The organism is Ensifer sp. R1-3, from assembly GCF_056739175.1.
In genome coordinates this window covers 13527-32807 of record NZ_CP096517.1, presented here as the reverse complement: position 1 = coordinate 32807, position 19281 = coordinate 13527, and the positions used below count along the sequence as shown (strand labels likewise).

General features: G+C 59.6%; 15 protein-coding genes. 3 read left to right on the top strand and 12 right to left on the bottom strand.

Features of this window, described 5'->3' with window-relative positions; translation table 11 throughout:
* Nucleotides 1–4 precede the first annotated feature (4 nt).
* The 5 genes from M1D43_RS25075 to paoA all read right to left on the bottom strand — a co-directional run bounded on the left by M1D43_RS25075 (nt 5) and on the right by paoA (nt 7601).
* The gene (locus M1D43_RS25075) at nt 5–736 is read right to left on the bottom strand and encodes an adenylate/guanylate cyclase domain-containing protein (RefSeq protein ID WP_027988995.1); all 732 of its coding nucleotides are present in this window, start codon (nt 734–736) and stop codon (nt 5–7) included.
* 1787 nt (nt 737–2523) lie between these two features.
* A complete protein-coding gene (gene dinB / locus M1D43_RS25070) occupies nt 2524–3633 on the bottom strand; it encodes a DNA polymerase IV (protein WP_017277346.1) in 1110 nt (369 codons plus the stop codon).
* Nucleotides 3634–3815: 182 nt separating this feature from the next.
* Entirely contained in the window at nt 3816–6014 is a 2199-nt protein-coding gene (gene paoC, locus M1D43_RS25065; RefSeq protein ID WP_033050917.1) for an aldehyde oxidoreductase molybdenum-binding subunit PaoC, read from the bottom strand.
* Nucleotides 6015–6018: 4 nt separating this feature from the next.
* Entirely contained in the window at nt 6019–6969 is a 951-nt protein-coding gene (locus tag M1D43_RS25060; protein ID WP_015241751.1) for an FAD binding domain-containing protein, read from the bottom strand.
* Entirely contained in the window at nt 6966–7601 is a 636-nt protein-coding gene (paoA, locus tag M1D43_RS25055; protein WP_420377046.1) for an aldehyde dehydrogenase iron-sulfur subunit PaoA, read from the bottom strand. Before paoA ends, M1D43_RS25060 begins: the two co-directional genes overlap by 4 nt.
* 371 nt (nt 7602–7972) lie before the next feature.
* Between paoA and M1D43_RS25050 the strand changes: the two genes are divergently transcribed.
* The gene (locus M1D43_RS25050; protein WP_014528125.1) at nt 7973–8653 is read left to right on the top strand and encodes a class I SAM-dependent methyltransferase; all 681 of its coding nucleotides are present in this window, start codon (nt 7973–7975) and stop codon (nt 8651–8653) included.
* Nucleotides 8654–8674: 21 nt separating this feature from the next.
* On the opposite strand, the gene M1D43_RS25045 is transcribed toward M1D43_RS25050, so the two are convergent.
* From M1D43_RS25045 to M1D43_RS25035, 3 genes are read right to left on the bottom strand one after another with little or no spacing between them, the layout of a single operon-like run.
* Nucleotides 8675–9097, bottom strand: coding sequence for an Atu4866 domain-containing protein (locus M1D43_RS25045; protein WP_017277342.1), 423 nt, complete (start codon nt 9095–9097; stop codon nt 8675–8677).
* Complete coding sequence (locus M1D43_RS25040; protein WP_017277341.1) at nt 9094–9621, bottom strand: nuclear transport factor 2 family protein; 528 nt, start codon at nt 9619–9621, stop codon at nt 9094–9096. The genes M1D43_RS25045 and M1D43_RS25040 overlap by 4 nt, the downstream gene beginning before the upstream one ends.
* Before the next feature lie 55 nt (nt 9622–9676).
* Nucleotides 9677–10399: an SDR family oxidoreductase gene (locus M1D43_RS25035; RefSeq protein WP_014528123.1), complete on the bottom strand. Its 723-nt coding sequence runs from the start codon at nt 10397–10399 to the stop codon at nt 9677–9679.
* A gap of 99 nt (nt 10400–10498) precedes the next feature.
* On the opposite strand from M1D43_RS25035, the gene M1D43_RS25030 reads away from it, so the two are divergent.
* Nucleotides 10499–11386 (top strand): LysR family transcriptional regulator, encoded by an 888-nt coding sequence (locus tag M1D43_RS25030; RefSeq protein WP_010968210.1) that lies wholly within the window; start codon nt 10499–10501, stop codon nt 11384–11386.
* A gap of 200 nt (nt 11387–11586) precedes the next feature.
* Here the strand turns inward: M1D43_RS25030 and M1D43_RS25025 are convergent, their stop codons facing one another.
* Nucleotides 11587–12339, bottom strand: a complete 753-nt coding sequence (locus M1D43_RS25025) for a GNAT family N-acetyltransferase (RefSeq protein WP_498814652.1) — start codon at nt 12337–12339, stop codon at nt 11587–11589.
* 359 nt (nt 12340–12698) lie between these two features.
* Nucleotides 12699–14939: a TonB-dependent siderophore receptor RhtA gene (gene rhtA, locus M1D43_RS25020; protein ID WP_153444277.1), complete on the bottom strand. Its 2241-nt coding sequence runs from the start codon at nt 14937–14939 to the stop codon at nt 12699–12701.
* A gap of 168 nt (nt 14940–15107) precedes the next feature.
* On the opposite strand from rhtA, the gene rhrA reads away from it, so the two are divergent.
* Nucleotides 15108–16052 (top strand): rhizobactin biosynthesis transcriptional regulator RhrA, encoded by a 945-nt coding sequence (gene rhrA, locus M1D43_RS25015; protein WP_010968207.1) that lies wholly within the window; start codon nt 15108–15110, stop codon nt 16050–16052.
* Nucleotides 16053–16125: 73 nt separating this feature from the next.
* On the opposite strand, the gene rhbF is transcribed toward rhrA, so the two are convergent.
* Nucleotides 16126–17931: a rhizobactin siderophore biosynthesis protein RhbF gene (gene rhbF / locus M1D43_RS25010; protein ID WP_153444278.1), complete on the bottom strand. Its 1806-nt coding sequence runs from the start codon at nt 17929–17931 to the stop codon at nt 16126–16128.
* On the bottom strand, nt 17915–19279 hold the full coding sequence (gene rhbE / locus M1D43_RS25005; RefSeq protein ID WP_272950704.1) for a rhizobactin siderophore biosynthesis protein RhbE: 1365 nt from the start codon (nt 19277–19279) through the stop codon (nt 17915–17917). Before rhbE ends, rhbF begins: the two co-directional genes overlap by 17 nt.
* Nucleotides 19280–19281 lie beyond the last annotated feature (2 nt).

Sequence of the window (19281 nt, the reverse complement as noted above, 5' to 3'; positions counted from 1 at the left end):
TTTCTCAGATGGCATAAAGCTCAATCGGCTTCTCAAAGCCCTTGAGGCGGTATTCCCGGCCCTCGCTTGCCGCCGTTTGGCTCTGCGCGCGCTCGCAAACGGCCCTGGTCACGAGGATTCGCCCCGCCTCGGCGGCGGATTGGGCCCGCGCGGCAGTATTCACAACCGTTCCGATAGCAGTCAGGTCGCGGTGCGATCGGCCGAACTCTCCGAAGCTGGCCTCGCCGGTGTCGATGCCGATGCCGACACCGAGCTCACCTCCGTCCAGGCCGACACCTTCCGCGAGGCGAAGCTCACGGCGCAATTGGCATCGGCGCTGGATCTCCCGCGCGGCGAGCACGGCCCGCTCGGCGTGATCCTGGTGGGGGATCGGAAAGTTGAAGATCGCCATGATCGCGTCCCCGACCGTCTTGTTAAGAAGGCCGTCGAACTCCCAAATCGCCGCGGCACATTCATCGTAGAAATCGTCCAGCAGCGACGAAACAGTATCGGCCGAGAGTGACTGCGAAAGCGCGGTATAGCCTCGCAGATCTGCAAAAAGGACGGACACGTCAACAGTGATCTTGCGGGCCTTCATCACCCGTGTGAACATGAGTTCGCAGATCGTGCAGGTGTTAGGGTTCATCCGGCTCGGGCGGATTCCAAAGGCACGGAAGGGAATGGAAGCCGGTCCGCGCAGGGGCACGGGAATACGCATCTGCTCCCAGCATCCCTTGCAAATCCTGGATCGAGACATGTTGCCGCCGCCTTGCTTGCGTGACGCAATGCGACTTTCGCATAAATGGGTCACAAAATCTCGCGAAAATCCTTGGGTGTCTGTGACTGAGACCGCGATGGTCTGCTAACCTTCAGACAGTTCTTCGGCTGTTGCAGCTATAGGTGCATTCCACAAGGAATTATTGACGTACTTGAGAGCAAGTATGCTGATAATTGAGGCGACTATAAAGAATATGACGAGACGCATGAAGCTTTTTTCCAGGTTCGTTGCCGTATCTAGCAACTCCCCGGTAGGCCTCGTAGTTCCAGCACATCCGGTTGGGTTGGGAATCGCCTACTAGCTGAGCAGTCATTCACGGATAAGCCTAGGGAATAGTTGCCTGCCTGCTCATTCGGCGGCAGCCGGCGTTTCCGGCCTGCCCGCGCGATCAGGTCCGACCAACTTTCCTCAACGATCCTGTGTTTGCGCGACAGGCAGATAGACTTTGGAACCGACGCGATCTCCACCACTCAAGGAGCCCCCGACCAGCAGGTAGGCTGATATTCCGAGGACCGACAAAAGCAGAATACTTACGGGCAGTCCCGTTGAGGCGTGATGTTCCGGTTCCTGATAATTCCATCCAGTCATTCGAACGTACTCCACTTTACACAAAGTGAGAACGAGCCAGCGATGCAGCAGTTCCTGCAACGATGGTTGAACCTGGGTAACGATGTTCGAGGTGTTGTAACGAGCCGACATTATACCATGCCGTCGCTGCCGCGGAGGGGTTATTGGCGGGGTATCATTTCGCCATGTTCACCGTCCGTTCCTAGCTATTTCAGGCGTGGCTCAGACTAGAGCGGGATGAGGGAAAGTGCGTGCGGTTTCAGGTCGCTGGAGATGCGGACGCACTCCGCTAAGTTCCTTTACCAGAACACGTCGTAGAGGGTAATAAAGACAATCATTCCAATACAGACTGCTGGCGTCGACCTGATCGCGAAGTCGACTGGATTGAATTGGTATCCGAAGCTTTCAACATAAGATTTCATGACTTGTCTCCTCCCGGTGAGCTGTCTGGGACCCAAAACGGTTAGAGCACCCCAGGAAAGGTGTCGTAACGGTTCTCCGTCCGGACCTCTCGCTTCCTTCGGAAGCGACATTCGCAAGATTCGGTCAGGACTTGCGGAGCTTGTTGGGCTCCACGGCAGCACGAATAAGTGCCGCCATACTTTAGTACCTCAGCAGCAGAGAGAGCTTTCGCCAACTCTTGCGCCGTTGAGGATTAGATCGATTACCGAGAGTTTATGGTAGGACCTTAGAGTCACGCCCCTCAATGAGTACGGTTTAATTGTTGGGGCATAAATATGGCAAAACCAAGTTTATCCAGGAATTCCTGATGAAAAACTAGAAAATCAACGCCAATTTTTTTTAACGTCTTCGGATTTTACTAGAGTAGCGACTTCTCATATTCTTGGTATTTTTCTCACGGATACCGATAACTTGGTCAATCAGGATTTTATTTTTACTTTGCAGCGGCAGACCGCCGAAAACGCTCTCGGCCACGAGCTTCGCCTCGCGCATGCTGCATGGCTGGGTTGCGAATTCCGCTCTACGATCGGAGCGAGACTGTTGTATAGTCAATTAATCGAAGCGATGCACCTCCTCCCGCAGAGCTTCGATATGCGAGCGACCTTTCCTCCTCCCGAGTTCGCTTGCGGGATCAGCGCTACTCCTCCTCCCGGAATGCTGATCGGTTCTTTTGGAAAAGCCTGCCGCACCTCCTCCCGCGGCAGGCTTTTTCGTTTCTGGTCAGCCCGAAGACTGCGTCACAGCGCCAGGGCGAGCTGCGGCTCGCTCCGATCGTCCACCGTATCGAGAGACGAGAGCGTGACCCCGAGCAATCGAATGCCTTTGGGGGCTGGAAAGATTGGTGACAGGAGCAGCTCCGCGATTTCGCTCATTTCTGCGACGCTCGCTATCGGCGCGACGATGGTCTTGCTTCTGGTGATCTGCGTGAAATCTGCCCACTTCACCTTCAGTGTCATGGTCTTGCCGCGAATGCCGCTGGCTTCACAATAGTGCCAGACCTTGTCGATCAGAGGCTTGAGGCCCGCGCGGGCCGTCTCAAGATCATGAACATCCTCCCGAAACGTATCCTCGGCGCCGACCGATTTTCGGATGCGGTCGGGCTTGACCTCACGCTCGTCAATGCCGCGGGCGATCCAGTAGAAATACGGCCCCGACTTGCCGAAATGCTGCTGAAGGAAGGCGAGATCAAGGGATTTGAGATCGGCGCCGGTTTCGATCCCAAGCCTTTTCATCTTCTCGGCCGTTGCCGGTCCGACGCCGTGAAACTTTTTGACAGGAAGCGCCTGCACGAAGTCTGGACCGTGCTTCGGCGTGATGACGAACAGCCCATCGGGCTTGCGCTGATCCGACGCCATCTTCGCAAGGAACTTGTTGTAGGAGACGCCGGCGGACGCGGTGAGGTGCGTCTCGGCCCTGATCCTGCCGCGGATCTCTTCCGCGATCTCGGTTGCGAGCTTCAGTCCCCTGAAGTTCTCGGTGACGTCGAGATAGGCCTCGTCCAGCGACAATGGTTCGACCAACGGCGTGTATTCGGCGAAGATCGCCTGGATTTGCCGCGACACGGCCCGGTAGACGTCGAAGCGGTGCGGAACGAAGATCAGCTCCGGACATTTGCGCTTGGCCGTCACCGAGGGCATAGCCGAGTGAACGCCGAATTTGCGCGCCTCGTAGCTTGCGGCCGCCACCACCCCGCGCGCCTCCGGATAACCGACTGCGACCGGTTTGCCTCGAAGCTCCGGATTGTCGCGCTGCTCGACCGAAGCATAAAATGCGTCCATGTCGATATGGATGATTTTGCGCACGCGGCCGCCGGGGGAAGGGGGCAAGTGTCCCATCGCTCTTGTCATCGTCCTGGCCCTCCGCCGGCGGGCATTCATTTGCGCTCGCTATAGCGCTGTCTATTCTATCCGAACCTCCATCGCCTTCTTAGCCGTAAAGTTGCTCGAAATTGATGTGGATGACGCCACTCCAATTGGGTTGCCGAGGACGTGCGGAGACGAGCACCACGCGTCCTCGGACGATAGCTGTTTTAGCTGATTTCCGGAAGCTCGTTGATCAGCTTGTCGAGCGTGATGGGATACTCCCGTACCCTTATGGCGGTGGCATTGTAGATAGCGTTCGCCACAGCTGCCGCGACGCCGCAGATTCCGAGCTCGGCGATACCTTTGGCCTTCATCGGCGAGGACATCGGATCGGTCTCGTCGAGGAAGACGACCTCCTGATGCGGAATGTCGGCGTGCACCGGCACCTCGTAAGCGGCGAGATCGTGATTGACGAAGAAGCCGCGCTCCTTGTCGACGACGAGCTCCTCCGACAGGGCGCCGCCCACGCCCATTGTCATCGCACCGATCACCTGGCTGCGTGCGGTGATCGGATTGAGTATCCTGCCAGCGGCGCAGACCGCCAGCATTCGCCGGATCCGTGTCTCTCCTGTTGCGACATCGACCGCGACCTCGACGAAATGAGCGCCGAAGGTGGATTGCTGATGGGTCTTGGTGAGGTCACCAAATTCTATCTGGTCCTCCGCCACGAGCCCCTCATCGCCGGCAGCTTGCGCAAGCGGCATGCGCCGGTCTCCCGACCGGACTTCACCTTCTGCGAAGATCGGGTCGTCGGCGCTGTTGAAACCGAGCTTCTGCGCCACGGCTTCCCGCAGCTTGGCGCAGGCCGCGTATACGCCGGCTGTGGAGCAGTTTCCTCCGAACTGCCCGCCCGAGCCCGAGGAAACAGGGAAGCGCGAATCTCCCAGGCTGACGGCGACCTTCTCGATTGGGACACCGAGCATTTCGGCCGCCGTCTGGGCGATGATCGTGTAACTGCCCGTGCCGATATCGGTCATATCGGTCTCGACCGTGACGATGCCCTCGCGGTCGAGCCGGACGCGGGCGCCGGAGTTCAGCACAAGATTGTTGCGGAAGGCCGCGGCCACTCCCATGCCGATCAGCCAATTTCCTTCGCGCCGAGCGCCAGGTTGCTTGCTCCGCTCTCGCCAGCCGAAGCGCTCCGCGCCGGTGCGCAGGCAGCCGACGAGATTGCGGTGCGAGAAGGGCCGTTCGGGATTCTCCGGATCGACCTGGGTGTCGTTGATGATCCGGAATTCGACGGGATCGAGAGCCAACCTTTCGGCCATTTCGTCGATGGCGATCTCCAGCGCCATCATGCCGGGCGCCTCGCCGGGAGCGCGCATCGCGTTTCCTTCTGGAAGATCGAGTGTCGCAAGCCGCATGGCTGTCATCCGGTTCTCGCCGGCATAAAGCAGGCGAGTCTGCTGGACGGCCACTTCGGGACCACCGCCCGGGAGGTCCCCGGACCAGCTTTCATGCGCGATCGCCGTGATCTTGCCGTCGCGCCCTGCACCGATCCTTATCCTCTGGATCGTCGCCGGGCGATGTGTGGTGTTGTTCATCAGGAAGGGGCGGGGGAGGGCAACCTTTACGGGGCGCTTTGCTTCACGCGCGGCAAGCGCCGCCAACACCGCATCCGCGCGCAGGAACAGCTTCACCCCGAAGCCTCCACCAATGAACGGCGACATGAGATGCACCTTGTCCTTGTCGATCCCAAGCGTCGTCGCGAGGTCAGTCCGCCACCAGTCGATCATCTGGCTCGATGTCCAGACCGTCAGGTCGTCGCCGTTCCACGCGGCGATGGAAGCGTGCGGCTCCATCATGGCATGCGACTGGTCCGGGGTGGTATAGACCTGGTCCAACTTGACGGGGGCTGCTTTGAAGGCGGCATCAAAGTCGCCCGCCCCGGAGTCTCCGCCGCCTTCCGGCTTGACAGCGCTGTCCTTCGCCGCGGCCAGATCGAAGGCGCCTTTTTCCTCGGCATAATCGACCTTGACGAGCGCGGCGGCGGCGCGGGCCTCCTCGAATGTTTCGGCGACCACGACGGCGATCGCCTGGTGGTAGTGCTGAATTTCGGTGCCGCCGAAGAGCTTGGCGGTGTTATATTTGCCCTTCTTCAGTTCCCCCACGCCATCGGAGGTGACTACCGCTATCACGCCGGGAGCATTCCTCGCGGCCGCGACATCCATCGACCTGATCCGGCCCTTGGCGATTGCCGAACCGACGATATAGCCATAGGCATAGCGGGTATTCGGATCATGCCACTCATAGGCATAAATTGCTTTGCCGGTGGTCTTGAGCGGACCGTCGATGCGGGTGATGGGCTTGCCGATTACCTTGCCCTGATCAATCGGGTTCGTCGTTGCTGGTGTGTCGAATCTCATCATCTCATCCCTTCGCTTCGACAAGAACCGCGCTCAGCGCGCGTTCGACAAGCGTGAGCTTGAAGGCGTTCTGTTCCGTCGGGCGGGCACCGGCAAGAAGCATTGCCGCCACCGCCTTTGCTCCGTTCGCCAGCTCCTTTTCGGCCGCCTCGTCACGCCATGGTTTCGGCGCGATACCGCCAACCGCGACGCGGCCAGTCCCATCCGGCTGCACGACGGCGCCGACGGAGACGAGCGCAAAGGCGTAGGAGGCCCGGTCACGAACTTTGCGATAGATCTGCTTGCCGCCAGCCGGCTTCGGCAGGACGACCGCGGTGATCAACTCGCCTCGCTCAAGGACATGTTCGATATGCGGCGTGTCACCGGGAAGGCGATGAAGATCTCCCATCGGGATGCTGCGCGTCGTGCCGTCGGCTCGCACGGTCTCCACGACGGCGTCGAGGGCGCGCATGGCGACCGCCATGTCGCTCGGGTGGCTGGCAATGCAGGCATCGCTGACGCCAACCACCGCAAGCTGGCGACTGAAGCCAGCGAGAGCCGAACAGCCGCTGCCCGGTTGTCTCTTATTGCACGGCTGGTTGGTATCGTAGAAATACGGACAGCGGGTGCGTTGAAGCAAATTGCCCGCGGTCGTCGCCCTGTTGCGCAACTGTCCCGATGCCCCCGCGAGCAGGGCGCGCGACAGAAGAGCGTAATCACGGCGGACCCGTTCGTCTGCGGCAAGATCCGTATTGCGGACCAGGGCGCCGATACGCAGACCCCCTTCCCGCGTAGCTTCGATCCTGTCCAGACCCAGTCCGTTGACATCGACGAGATGTGTCGGCGTCTCGATCTCCAGCTTCATGAGGTCCAGGAGATTGGTGCCGCCGGCGATGAATTTCGCGCCATCTGTGGCGGCCGCGGCCCGCGCCGCCGCTTCGATCGACGAGACGCGCTCGTAACTGAAAGCTCTCATGCCTTCCTCCCAGCGACTTCTGTGATGGCTTCGACGATGTTCGAATAGGCGCCGCAACGACAGATATTGCCGCTCATGCGCTCGCGGATCTCGGCGGGCGTGATTTCGGCCGGCGCCGTGAGATCCACTGTCACATGGCTTGGAATATTGGCCTTGATTTCATCGAGCATTGCAACGGAGGAACAGATCTGGCCGGGCGTGCAGTAGCCACACTGGAACCCGTCGTGTTTGACAAAGGCGGCCTGCATCGGATGGAGGTTCTCCGGCTGCCCCAAGCCTTCGAGCGTGGTGATGCTGTCGCCCTCGTGCATGATGGCGAGCGTCAGGCACGCGTTGACGCGGCGGCCTTCAATGAGAACCGTGCACGCTCCGCACTGACCGTGGTCGCACCCCTTCTTGGTACCCGTCAAATGCAGATGCTCGCGCAGCGCGTCGAGAAGCGTCGTTCGGTTATCGAGCTGAAGCTCCCGGCGTTCGTCGTTCACCGTGAATGTGACCTTCGTGCTCTGGGGTGCGGTGGAGGCTTTGGTCTGCGCGTGACCGAACGAGTGTGCGCTCACCACCGTCACGGTAGCGGCCGAGGCGGCGAGCAGGTCGCGCCGCGAGATTTCAAGTGCGCCAGGACTTTGCATATCCAACTCCATGTCTTGATGACGAAAGGTCTAAAGCGCGTCGCATCCATAGGATTTATACGCCGCGCTTTAGGTCTTGTTGTGCATGCCGTAGTCGCAAAAACCGCTGCACACCTCTGGCGACATGCATTGGGACCAAGCGGCCGTGAGCCGCGAACGCGCAACAACCAAGCCCGAGAAATGATCCGGCAGGCGCGTTCACAAGTGAGTTAGGGCGGGTAGCGCGTGTGACTACCGTCCCGATGCCGATAAGGCCTATGAACGGAGTTCATGAATGGCGGTATTGAAGCAGGCGCCTTCCTAGAAGACGCGACTTGACGAAATGGGCATCATGTAACATAGTTTGTTACATGAGTGAGAGTGACCGCAGAATGAGATTTCCCAGCGTCAATGGTCCAGCTTTTACCGCGGCGCATGCCAGTTCGTATGTCGAAGGGACGTCGAGGAAAGTACCGGGGTTGGCCGCTCTCCATCGCATGACGTCGATGTTGGTCGCGGAACGTGCGCCGGTGCAAGCGCGAGTTTTGGTGCTCGGCGCCGGCGGCGGTATGGAGCTCAAAGCTCTCGCCGACGAGAATTCAGATTGGAGTTTTTGCGGCATTGACCCGTCGGCGGACATGCTTCGTGTCGCAGAACAGACGGTGGGACCCCATTTGCCGCGTGTCCATCTGCAGCAGGGCTACATAGGCGCCGCACCGGAGGGGCCGTTCGACGCGGCTGTCTGCCTGCTCACGCTCCACTTTGTTGGTCGCGCTCAACGTCTCGACACACTCGAACAGATTCGTCGCCGTTTGGTGCCGGGCGCTCCGTTCGTCGTCGCGCACATTAGTTTCCCGCAATCGGAACCTGAGCGCTCGACCTGGATCGCCCGCCACGTCGCGTTCGGCGGAACAGCCTCCGGCGAAGCTGAAAGTGCAAGACAGGCGATCGCCACGAAGTTATCGGTTCTCTCGCCAGAGGAGGACGAGGCGGTGCTTCGCAAGGCGGGCTTCTCGGATGTTCGCTTGTTCTATGCGGCTATGACCTTCAGGGGCTGGGTGGGATACGCCTGAATTCTCAACATCCTGCAGTGCTCATGGTTTCCCCGTCCGGCGCCCGCGATAGAAGATCATACCGGCGTGATGCAGAACGCCGTCGATAAAATCTCCATCCGCGGTAAAGCCGGTATCGTCCCAATAATCGATATGCGTGCCCATCACTTGGTAGCGTCCCTCATAGGCGCGCTCACGCGTACCGCGGGCCTCGATATAGCGACCATTCGGCAGGAGCTCATGGCGGATGTAACCGTCTTCTGTGACCCAAAGGCCGACATAGGGGTGATTGGCCTGCATTTCGGCTTCCTCGGCTTTTACGGATTGGCTTAGGAGTGCGGCGGTCATCAAGGTCGCAAAGGTACGCTGCACGGCGATCTCCTCGTGATCGGTGATTGCGGGATTATGCTGCGGCTGCGCAGGGCCGAAACAGACATTTCGGTTCCGGCCCCGACCAGCGGTCATTGGGAACGCGGCTCGTTGTTGTCGACAACCGCGTGATAGGTGGCGAGATCGAGAAAAGCTTCGGCCTCGACCACCGCTCCGTTCTTCATCAGAAATATCCAGACGAACTTATTTCTGTAAGGCGCTCCCGAAGTCGTGGTTGCCGATCCGTCGAACCGGACGATGACCGTGTCTCCATCGGCCCAGATATGATGCACCCTTGGCACCAGAGGGGTTGCGAGACGGCTGATCAGGGGAGCCGAGGCCCGCTCGACGAAATCCTCGACGCCACGGTAAGTGCCGGCCACGGGAGCGGAACCGTGGATTGTCCAGACGACATCTGGCGCGAGAAGCTCTGCAAAGATGTTGCCGCCTGCTCGCCATTTCTCGAATGCCGCGCGCACCGTGGTTCTATTCTGCGTCTCGATATCGGGTGGCGGGATGGTATCGGCATGCGCCGGTCCAATGCTGCCCATAGCCGTCGAAGCGATCAGCAGCATGCGGACGCCGCCGGCGAGGCGATCTGGCAATAAGGAAAAGATCATGGAATATTCCTTTCGTCGGACGCGGGAAAAAGCCCCGAGATCGGTTCGCGCCGGGTCAATTGCCCGATGCGGTCGGTCTGATCGTGATCTCGGTGGTGTCCACGCTCTGCGGGGCCTCGATCACCTGCCGGACCGCACGGGCGATGTCGGCAGGCTGAAGCGCGATGGCGCGATAGGTGTCCATCGCCGCCATGGTCTCCTCGTGGGTGATGGTTCCAGCAAGTTCGCTTTCGACGACGCCGGGATTGACGCAGGTGACGCGGATATTGGTACTCTCCTGGCGCAGTCCGTCAGAGATCGCGCGGACTGCGAACTTCGTTGCGCAATATACCGCGGCTGTGGGTACGACCGACAGCGCTCCGATCGAGCCGATATTGATGATCTGCCCGCTACGCTGTGCCTCCATGATTGGCAATACGGCCCCGATGCCCCAAAGCACGCCCTTGATGTTCACGTCGATCATGCGCTCCCACTCGTCCACCTTAACTGCGGCAAGCGGCGAGAGCGGCATGACGCCGGCATTGTTCACCAGGACGTCGATGCGTCCCCAAGTGTCGACCGCGGCCTGCGCAAAGGCTGCCATGGAGTGACGGTCGGTCACGTCCAGCACCTGCGCCAGGGCGGTACCTCCTGCGTCTCGAATCTCCGTGGCAATGGCCTCGATACGGGCCTGGCGGCGTGCACCCAACAATATTTTCGCACCGGCGACGCCAAGCTCTCGAGCGATGCCCTCGCCGATGCCGCCGGAGGCGCCGGTGATCAGAATGACCTTGTCCATGTTGTACTCCGTCCTTTGATTTGCACGGAGAAGATGGACTTTAATGACTGTCGCCGGTATCCATCGCTCACTGAACTCGATAGTTAGCAGTGCTATACAATGAAGATAGATATGAACCTTCTGCCGCTCTTCCTGGCTGTCGCGGAGGAGGACAACTTCCGTGCTGCCGCCGATCGACTCGGTGTGACCCGCTCGGCTGTCAGCCAAGGAATTCGGCGGCTCGAAGATGCCTTTGGCACGACGCTCGTCACCCGCACGACGCGTTCAGTTCGCCTGACCGAAGCGGGGGAGCGTCTGCGCGAGGCTTTGTCGCAGCCCTTGTCGGACATTGGGACGGCGCTAGATCGGGTAGCGGGTGAGGATGAGCCCCGAGGTCTCTTACGGATCGCCGTCACCTCTATCGCCGAACAATTCCTTTCCGGTCCGCTCATCGCTTCCTTTGCTCAGGCCCATCCGAAGGTGGCGATAGACGTTACCGTCACGGACGAGGAGTTCGACATCGTGGCCGCCGGTTTCGACGCGGGCGTCAGGCTTGGCGAGGTGATCGAGCAGGATATGATCGCGGTGCCGCTGACGGGCGATCAGCGCGAGCTGGCCGTTGCTGCCCCCACCTATCTCGCAGTCCGCGGCACGCCGGCGCACCCGCGGGAGCTGGTCCATCATCGCTGCATAGGCTGGCGGCGAGCGCCGAATGTCGCGCCCTACAGGTGGGAATTCGAGGAGAATGGTGTGCCCTTCGACGTTGCGGTCGAGCCTCAGATTACCACCAATGACCTGCGCTTCATGCTCCGCTCAGCACTCTGCGGGGCCGGGATCACCTTCGCAACGGAAGAAACCTTCCGCCCGTTCGTGGAAACCGGTGAACTTGTTCCGTTGCTGCAGGATTTCCTGCCGCCGTTCCCCGGTTTCTTTCTTTATTTCCCTCAGCGCCGCAACATGACGCCAAAGATGCGAGCTTTGATCGAGCACGTACGGCGGTGGCGATAACCGGCGAGTTCTCGGGAGATGTTGTTGCGGGGGTGAGGATGCCGATGCCAAGCACCAATAGGCGGCGGGTGTGACATCTTCGACGCCGTCGATGGTTAGAACTGAGAAGCTGGGCGGCAGGAGTATCTGGAGACAGCTTTTGCTTCACTGCGCGGGCTCTTTCGCCACGATTGTTGCCTGCAACTGGTGCGGTCGGCCGCTCATGCGTTGCTCCTGTCGGGATCCGCGGCCGGATGCCACAGTCGATTTGGAAAGAAGCGCTGCCTGGAGATCGACATGATCGCGGCGCGTTTTGTCGGAAGGTCGACGGTTCTTGTGTGAGAGAAGCCGGAGCGCTGCAGATTGCCGAGCTGGCGGTGGTGCGCCGCGCTCGGTTCCTGCACGATCCGTTCGGTTCGAGGATCATCGAGAAACATCAGATGCAGAAGGGAGGGTAGCCAAGCCGTGAACCAGGGCTTGCCGCGACAGGACTCCTCTCCAACTATGACGTGGCAACCGCGGTCGTAATCGCCGGCACCTGAGAAAGGTCCGATCACGTCCTCTTTTGCCCAATAGATCTCGAAGTAGGAAAACGCCTGTGCGTTGAAGCGGCCGATCAGCGGTATCGTATGCGGATCGGCGAACATTCGCTCCAGATAGCGTCCATGGGCGGCTTTGCTTCCCGCCTCGTTCCAGAATTCGTTGACCCTCGGGTTATTCATCCAGCGATGAATGTCGGGAAGGTCGTTGAGTGTCGCGACGTGGAGCGACAGCGTGCCCGACAACCACGGGATGAATCGGGCATAGACGCATCCGGCTGGTTTCGGCGGGCGCAGGGGATGCTCGGTCCTGCCGTCAAAGTGGTCGCGACGTGGGAAGGTGACTGACGGCGAGGCCATCCAGATCTCCGGCACCTGCCAGAACATCTCCGCGAAGATCGTTCGATGCGAGATCGCGGTGGCGTTTTCGACCAAAAGGCCGCGCCGCTTCAACTCCCGGGAAAGGGCGTTCCAGCCCTCTCCCGCTAGTCTGATCGACGCCAGGTGTCGTTGTGTAGCGAACAGATACTCGAAAGCTGCGCAGGCAAGCCGAAGACCCTCGGCGTTGCCTGAGCGGAGGTCGTCGATGCGGAGTTCCCCCTCCGCAAATGCGAAGCGCGCGCGGTGACCGCTGGCCGAGGCCGACAGGATTGAACCGGCCTCGTACAGCTCGACTGGTCCGCAAGGATGAAGCTGAAAGGAGCGAAAGGCGCGGCCATCTTGAACTTCGGGCCCAGCGTACCCGCCGCCCGCTCCCGGGGTGGAACCCCACTGGCCGCGATCACCCCGGTCCATTAAAAAACCTTTGTCAGCGAGACCGCGAACGTGCGGCCGCGGCCCTTGTAGTCGAACACCGACTCGTCGGCTAGGCCGCCGTAAAGGGCTTTGGCGCGAGAGCCCCAGACGGTGGTGTAATCAGTATCGAAGACGTTATGGATACCGAAATTCAGCGTCGTGTCGGTATTCTCGAACCTGTAGCCGCCGGTTAGATCAAACAACGTATAATCGTCGATCGTGAAATTCTGAGCGTCGGTGAGTTCGAAGATGTGCTGACCGGAAAACCTCAGGCTGAGAGCGTCATTGGTCCAGCCGACATAGCCGCCGAGTTTGGAGACGCTCGCGCTGCCGACGGAGTCCTTTTCCCAACCGTCGGCTCCCTTGACCTCGGTTCTGACCCAGTGCCCCAGAACTCCAACATCGAAGCCATGATCGAGCTTTACGCCCGCCTTTCCTTCGATGCCATAGACGCGTCTCTCCCGATCGATGATCTCAACGGCAAGCGATGAGCGATTGAGATTGATGGAACGATCGGAGAGCGAGTAGTAGGCCGCCGTTTCAAGATTGAAGGTGCCGTCATCGAGACGATAGCCGATTTCGAATGAGTTGGTCTTGATCGCCTCGAGCGCGGAATCGCCCACGTTCACGCTATTGACAAGCGTGTAGTGTCCACCGGAGAAGGAGTAGTTGCCAATTCCATAGTACTTGGCCGGATCTGGTAGTTCGAAGCCCTGGCTGAAATTGGCGTAGACCTGCTGCGTATTCGTCAACTGGTAGGTTGCGCCTGCACTGAACAAAGCGGCGTCGTAATTGACTTCGCCGCCAGGTATGGTGTCGGCAGACGTTGCTCTGCCCTGCAGGATGGCGACCTGCTGAGCCGCTCCGATGAAGTCGGATACCTCAGTGTTGACGAACTGATAGCGCACCCCGCCGTTCAGAGTGAGCCTGTCGGTAGCCTCGTACGAGGCCTCAGCAAAGCCGGCAACGGTGGAGACATCGATGGATGGATAAAGACCGGTCTTGCCGATCGTATTGAAATCGAGCCCCCCGGATTGCCCGGCTGCCACCATGTCGAAGATGTTCTGACGCGCCGTGAAGGAATCCATATCCGCATCGATGCCATAGGTGATTTTCAGCGCGTCGGTGGGTTCCGCAACCAAGGCAGCCCTGATGCCGTAATAATCTGTGTCCTGCGAACTGCCGTAAAAGTAAGGACCCGTCTCGCTATTGCCCGAAGCAGGGAAGGGATGGAACTTTATCCGCTCAGTCCGGTAAGATCCCTGAAGCAATAGCTGCTGACCGAAAACGTCATTATCGGTATAGGTGACGTTCAACATCGAGCGGCGTGTCTGCGGATGGAAGTCGGACTCGTATCCGGAACGGGTTTCAAACAGGCTCGGGTCGGCGAGCGCTGCAAAGAAGGGCCCGTAATAAAGCCCGTAATCCGAGTCCTGCTTGCTGTCGAAATATTGCCCGGAAAATTCGAGGCGACGGTCGTCGTCGATCTGGTAGCCGATAGACCCCATCAGGTCGATGCGCTCGTTGAATGCGGTGGACGTCTGCGTGATGTCGGGGATCAGCAGCGTGCCGCTGCCGTCATAAAAGGCGCCGGTCCTGTTGCCGGCGATCGAAAGGCGGGCATCCCAGTTTTCGCTGTTATAGGTGACCGCACCCGCCGCATTGCGGTCGAAGTCCTGGCTGCCGGCAAAGCCGCTGCCCATGCCGCCGGTCACTTCCGCATGCAGGCCCGGTTCCGCGTCCTTGCCCTTCTTCGTGATGATGTTGATGATGCCGCCGGTTGCGTTCCCGCCGTAGATTGCAGTTGCCCCAGACAGGACCTCCACCCGTTCGATGTTGAACGGATCGATGGCATCGAATTGTCGGCTCAGCGAGCGCGCCGAGTTCATCGAGACACCGTCGACAAGGATCAGTGGTGGCCGGCCACGCAGGTTCTGGCCGAATGACGTACGCGCTCCGTCGCTGGCGGGGTCGAAGCTCGGAATGGTTTCGCCCAGAATCTGCTGCAGCGTCTTGCCCGACCGGGCCTCGGCCTGGATCTGATCCGAATCGACGACGTAAATGGTGCGCGCGATTTCAGAAATCTGCTGAGCGGATCGTCCGCCGGTGACTACGATTTCTTCCAGGCTCGTCACAGCTTCGGATTGATTCGCTGGCTCCTGCGCAACAGCACCCGTGCTAAATCCAATTACGACGACGAAGACGCAAAAGCCTATGCCGCCATTCTCATTGTTGCCCATAACGCCCCCTGCGCACCAGAAAACAATTGCCGCTGCCGGTGGGCGGGCAAATTGCCAATACAAGACTATTTAAGTCATGTTTTATGGGCTAAGGGTGTTCGCCGCTTGGATAATGGCGAACCTCATTTGGACGCATGCGAACGTCAACAGGAAAGGCTGGCGCACGACATGGAGACAATCCGACCGCTGAAATTCGGGACGCTTTCCTTGCCTGATCGGGAAAGTAGACTCGTTTGCAGAAGCATTCTTCTGGACATGCTCGGAGAGGCGACCATCGCCCCGGACGAGGGCGATTTGACCGGTGTGACCGGCCTTTTCTGGAAATACGTTTCCCTGTCGCTGGCAACCGTCTATTTCCCCAGAACAATGCTTCGCGTCAACGCAAGCGGCATGGGGGATTCCGGTGTCGTCATCCTGCGTGCGATGGACAGTCCGCTCGTCATCCGTCACCGTCGGATAAAGGTGGAGGCGGCACGCGCAGACGTCATATTCCTTCCCTCGGACGCGTCATCCGAGATCACGCTGCCGGAGGGTGGGCGCTTCGATTGCGCGCACCTTCCGGCCTATGCTCTGGCTTCCAAGCGCGACCTGCTAAAGCCGATCATGATGCAGCCGCTTGCGGCGGAATGCCTGCCTTTGCAACTCCTGACGAATTATGCGGGCTATCTTCTGAGGCAGGAGTATCAGAGCGAGGAACATGCCGGCATGATGGTCGCGCATTTCTACGATCTTCTGCCGGTGCTTGCTCAAGATATCGGCAATGTAAGTCCGCGGGAAACGCCCCACAATCGCATGGCATCCATCAAGATGCGCGTAGAACAGAACCTTGCGAACGGTTCTTTCTCGATAACCGACGTGGCCGAGGCCGAGCGTATCACTCCGAGGGCAATCCAGAAATTCTTCAGCCGCGAGGGCACGACATTCTCCCGCTATGTGCTCGGAAGACGGCTCTCACTCGCCAAGAGTCTCATACTGGCGGAAGGCGAGGCCACGTCCATCAGCCAGATCGCCTACAATGTCGGCTTTAACGATCTTTCCTACTTCAATCGAACCTTTAGGAGCCGCTACGGCGTGCGCCCCTCCGACCTGCGCCGGCTGGCAGCCGCCGCTTGACGAACTGGCAGAAAAAAGGGCGCTCCCGGTTCAGGGAGCCGCCGATCTTCCGTTGCAGCCGCCTTGAAGCCGGTTACGCGGCGTTGCTGCGCTTGTCGAAGGCGACCAGTGGATTGTCCACCATGCCCTGGAAATCCGGTACCGGGCGCTCGTCGTCATCGGCATAACCATGCGTGAACAAGCGAACCCGGTTCAGGCAAAGGCGCGGATATTCATCGCCGAAGAGATCGAATGTCGCGAAACGGGAGGCCATTTCGGGGAAGCGCTTCTGATAGGCGAGTATGCTGCTGCGCGCTAACCCCCAGAAGGCGTGCTCGGGGAGGCCGGAGCGCTGGTCGAGCAGGACCGACATGTAGCGGAAGACACATATAAAGAGCGTCGTCTGGATGAAATGAATCAGGAAGTCCGCAGGCAGGCACAGGAGAACCGCCCGGACCTCTTCCGGTAGAGTGGCGCTTTCGGGAAACGCCTGATCGCATACGATAACGTCGTCGATGAAATCGCGCAGTGCCAGACGCTCCGGCCGGCCGTTCTTAAGAATGAGTGTCGCATTCTGACCGTGCGCCGAAAAGGCAAGGCCGTGCTTCGCGAGCAGATGGAAGACCGGCGGGATCACGACGTCGAAGAGCCGCGCCGTCCATTCCGAAACCGTCATGCCCGATTTCTCGGCGAGTGCCTGAACCACCGGCTTGCCGTCCGTGCCGGCATGGAGGAGTGCGGCAAGCGGCAAGCCCGTTTCGCCGGACTTTAGATGCGCTGACAGGCTGTCGCGCCACATGCAGCCAAGCATTTCGTTGAACTGATAGGGCGCGCCCTCGATCGTAGAGAATTGCGGATGGACGTAGTGCATGCCTGCGCGCTCGCCGAGAAGAACGAGACCGCACTCCTCCGACAGGAATTGGTCCCTGGCGAGGAGTTGGTCGAGCCACGTTGTCAGCGGCGCAGCAGTCAGTGCCCGCTTGCCGGGTATACCGCGATAAACGGCCGTGTTCAGGATGGTCATGCACAGCTTCAGTGTCGATTTCTCCGGATGGGAGATGTTCGACAAGGTTCGGACCGATTGCTGCGGCAGGTAGAGATCATCGCCCTTGCCGAGAAACACGATGTGCCCTGCTGCTATGTCGGCGGCAAAGTGCGGAACGATCATGTGATCCCATTGCCATGGATGCACCGGCATCATGTAATGCGTGTCGACGGAGCCGCCTCGCGCGGCGAGCTTGGCGCAAAATGATTCGAACCGCGACACTCCGACGGCTTCGCGCACAAGCCCCTCGTTGGTAAGCGTCTTTTCCGCGATGAAGGAAGCGCGCTCCTTGCTGACACCGAGCCAAAGCACCTCCGTCGGCGTTCGGTTTTCTGGCGTGTAGGCAAGATAATCGGAATAGCCGAGCCCGATACGCCCCTTGCTGACGGTGACCCACGGATGACCTGTGGTCTCGCCTTCCATGCAAATGTCATCGAGCTCCGCAAGTTCGGCGCCGGTTTTGGTCGCGCGTGCGGCAATATGGGCGTCGGAAACGAGCGTGTTGCCGAGTTCTTTGATGAAGTGTGCGACCGTCATCGGCTTGACGCCAAGCTTGGGCAGCACCTCTGCGCAAAAGGCCAGCGGATCGTGAAGCGGGGCATCGCTATTGCCGTGTCGCTTGAACAAGCTCGCAGGATCGACCGAGAGGTTGTCAAAGACATAGCGCTTGGCTTTGAAGCGATACTGAAACTCGTCGATATCGATGCGGTAGTGCCCCGGTTTTTCCTCCACAACGCCGACGACACGTTCATAGGCGAATTCCTCGATGACTTTGGCCAGAAGACGTTTGGAGACCTGTTGCCAGAGCTCCTCGGAAAAGGCGCCGGGAAGTAGCGGATCATGATGCATGAGCATAGAAATCTCCTGAAATCGAGGACGGAGCGGTCTGGCTGGAGGGCAGACCGAACTTCTGGAACGATGCCGACGCATTGACGCGGTAATGCTCGCGACCGAGAAGCTGATTGACGATGACGGCATTGCGAAAGGCGCCGAGGCCAAGATCCGGCGCGCCGACGCCGTGGTGGAAGGTTTCGGCATTCTGGACGAACACATGGCCCTTGCCGCCGTCGCTGCGGCGTGCACGGAAATCCCCGCCGACGACGAGGTCGCCCCACTCGCAGATATCGAGAACGCTGCCCTTCAGCGAACCCAGCCATTCCGGCCACGCGTGCCGGTACCCCGTTGCGGCCACAATCGCGTCGGTCTCGACCGTTGCCTTCTCATCCAGATGGTTGTGGTTGATGCCGATGCGAAACGACCCCGATCCCCCTGCGCTCTCCAGCGTTTCGACCGCACAATTGGAAAAGAGTGCGAGGCCTGGATCGCGTCCGCCCACCGAACGTTCATACATGAGATCGAAGATCTCACCGATCGTCGAAAAGCTGATGCCCTTGTAGAGCATGCCCTGGTCTGCAACGATCTCGCGGCGTCTAACGGGCGCGATTCGATGGAAGTGGCGCATGTAGTCAGGCGTGAAGTATTCGAGTCCCAGCTTCGAATACTCCATCGGAAAGAACCCCGCCGAGCGGGTGATCCACTGGATCGAAGCGCCGGCTGCTACCATCTCCGGCGTCAGATCGTTCAAAAGCGCAAGAACGCATTCGGCAGCGCTTTGCCCTGAGCCGATGACTGTTACACGGCGTCGTTTCGAAAGCTCCAGACGCCGCCTCCCGAATTCGCTGGAATGCATGAGCGGTGCCAACGTCTTGATCTGCGCCCACTTCGGCAGGAAAGGAGCCGTGCCGACGCCGATCGCAATATTACGGCTTCGATATTGCTGCTTTCCGCCCGAGGCGGACCTGCTTTCGACAATGAAGCTGTCGGATGCCGACTCATGGGCGACGTCGACCACTTCCTCGCCGAAGCGGCACGCCGAAAGTTGCTGTGAGGCCCAGCGGCAATAGTGATCGTATTCCTGCCGCGGGATCATGAAGTTTTCGTAGAAGTAGAACTTGTAGAGGCGATCGTGCACAGCAAGGTAGTTGAGGAAGCTCAAACGATGCGTCGGGTCCGCCATGGTGACGAGATCCGCCATGAAGGGAACCTGCAGCGTCGTCCCGGGAAGAATGAGCCCTTCGTGCCACCGGAACGCCGGTTTGCGCTCGAGAAACACGTTCGAGAGATTTTCGTGGGAAGAGAGAAGGGCGGCAAGGCCAAGGTTGAACGGCCCGATGCCGATCCCTGCCAGATCGAAATCCGTCATGA

Coding starts and splice junctions, on each gene's coding strand:
- M1D43_RS25030 (WP_010968210.1), top strand. CDS start 10,499: ATGAAGATAGATATGAACCTTCTGCCGCTCTTCCTGGCTGTCGCGGAG.
- M1D43_RS25050 (WP_014528125.1), top strand. CDS start 7,973: ATGAGATTTCCCAGCGTCAATGGTCCAGCTTTTACCGCGGCGCATGCC.
- M1D43_RS25075 (WP_027988995.1), bottom strand. CDS start 736: ATGTCTCGATCCAGGATTTGCAAGGGATGCTGGGAGCAGATGCGTATT.
- M1D43_RS25045 (WP_017277342.1), bottom strand. CDS start 9,097: ATGACCGCTGGTCGGGGCCGGAACCGAAATGTCTGTTTCGGCCCTGCG.
- M1D43_RS25060 (WP_015241751.1), bottom strand. CDS start 6,969: ATGAGAGCTTTCAGTTACGAGCGCGTCTCGTCGATCGAAGCGGCGGCG.
- M1D43_RS25040 (WP_017277341.1), bottom strand. CDS start 9,621: ATGATCTTTTCCTTATTGCCAGATCGCCTCGCCGGCGGCGTCCGCATG.
- rhbE (WP_272950704.1), bottom strand. CDS start 19,279: ATGACGGATTTCGATCTGGCAGGGATCGGCATCGGGCCGTTCAACCTT.
- rhrA (WP_010968207.1), top strand. CDS start 15,108: ATGGAGACAATCCGACCGCTGAAATTCGGGACGCTTTCCTTGCCTGAT.
- rhtA (WP_153444277.1), bottom strand. CDS start 14,939: ATGGGCAACAATGAGAATGGCGGCATAGGCTTTTGCGTCTTCGTCGTC.
- dinB (WP_017277346.1), bottom strand. CDS start 3,633: ATGACAAGAGCGATGGGACACTTGCCCCCTTCCCCCGGCGGCCGCGTG.
- paoA (WP_420377046.1), bottom strand. CDS start 7,601: ATGCAAAGTCCTGGCGCACTTGAAATCTCGCGGCGCGACCTGCTCGCC.
- paoC (WP_033050917.1), bottom strand. CDS start 6,014: ATGAGATTCGACACACCAGCAACGACGAACCCGATTGATCAGGGCAAG.
- M1D43_RS25035 (WP_014528123.1), bottom strand. CDS start 10,399: ATGGACAAGGTCATTCTGATCACCGGCGCCTCCGGCGGCATCGGCGAG.
- rhbF (WP_153444278.1), bottom strand. CDS start 17,931: ATGCTCATGCATCATGATCCGCTACTTCCCGGCGCCTTTTCCGAGGAG.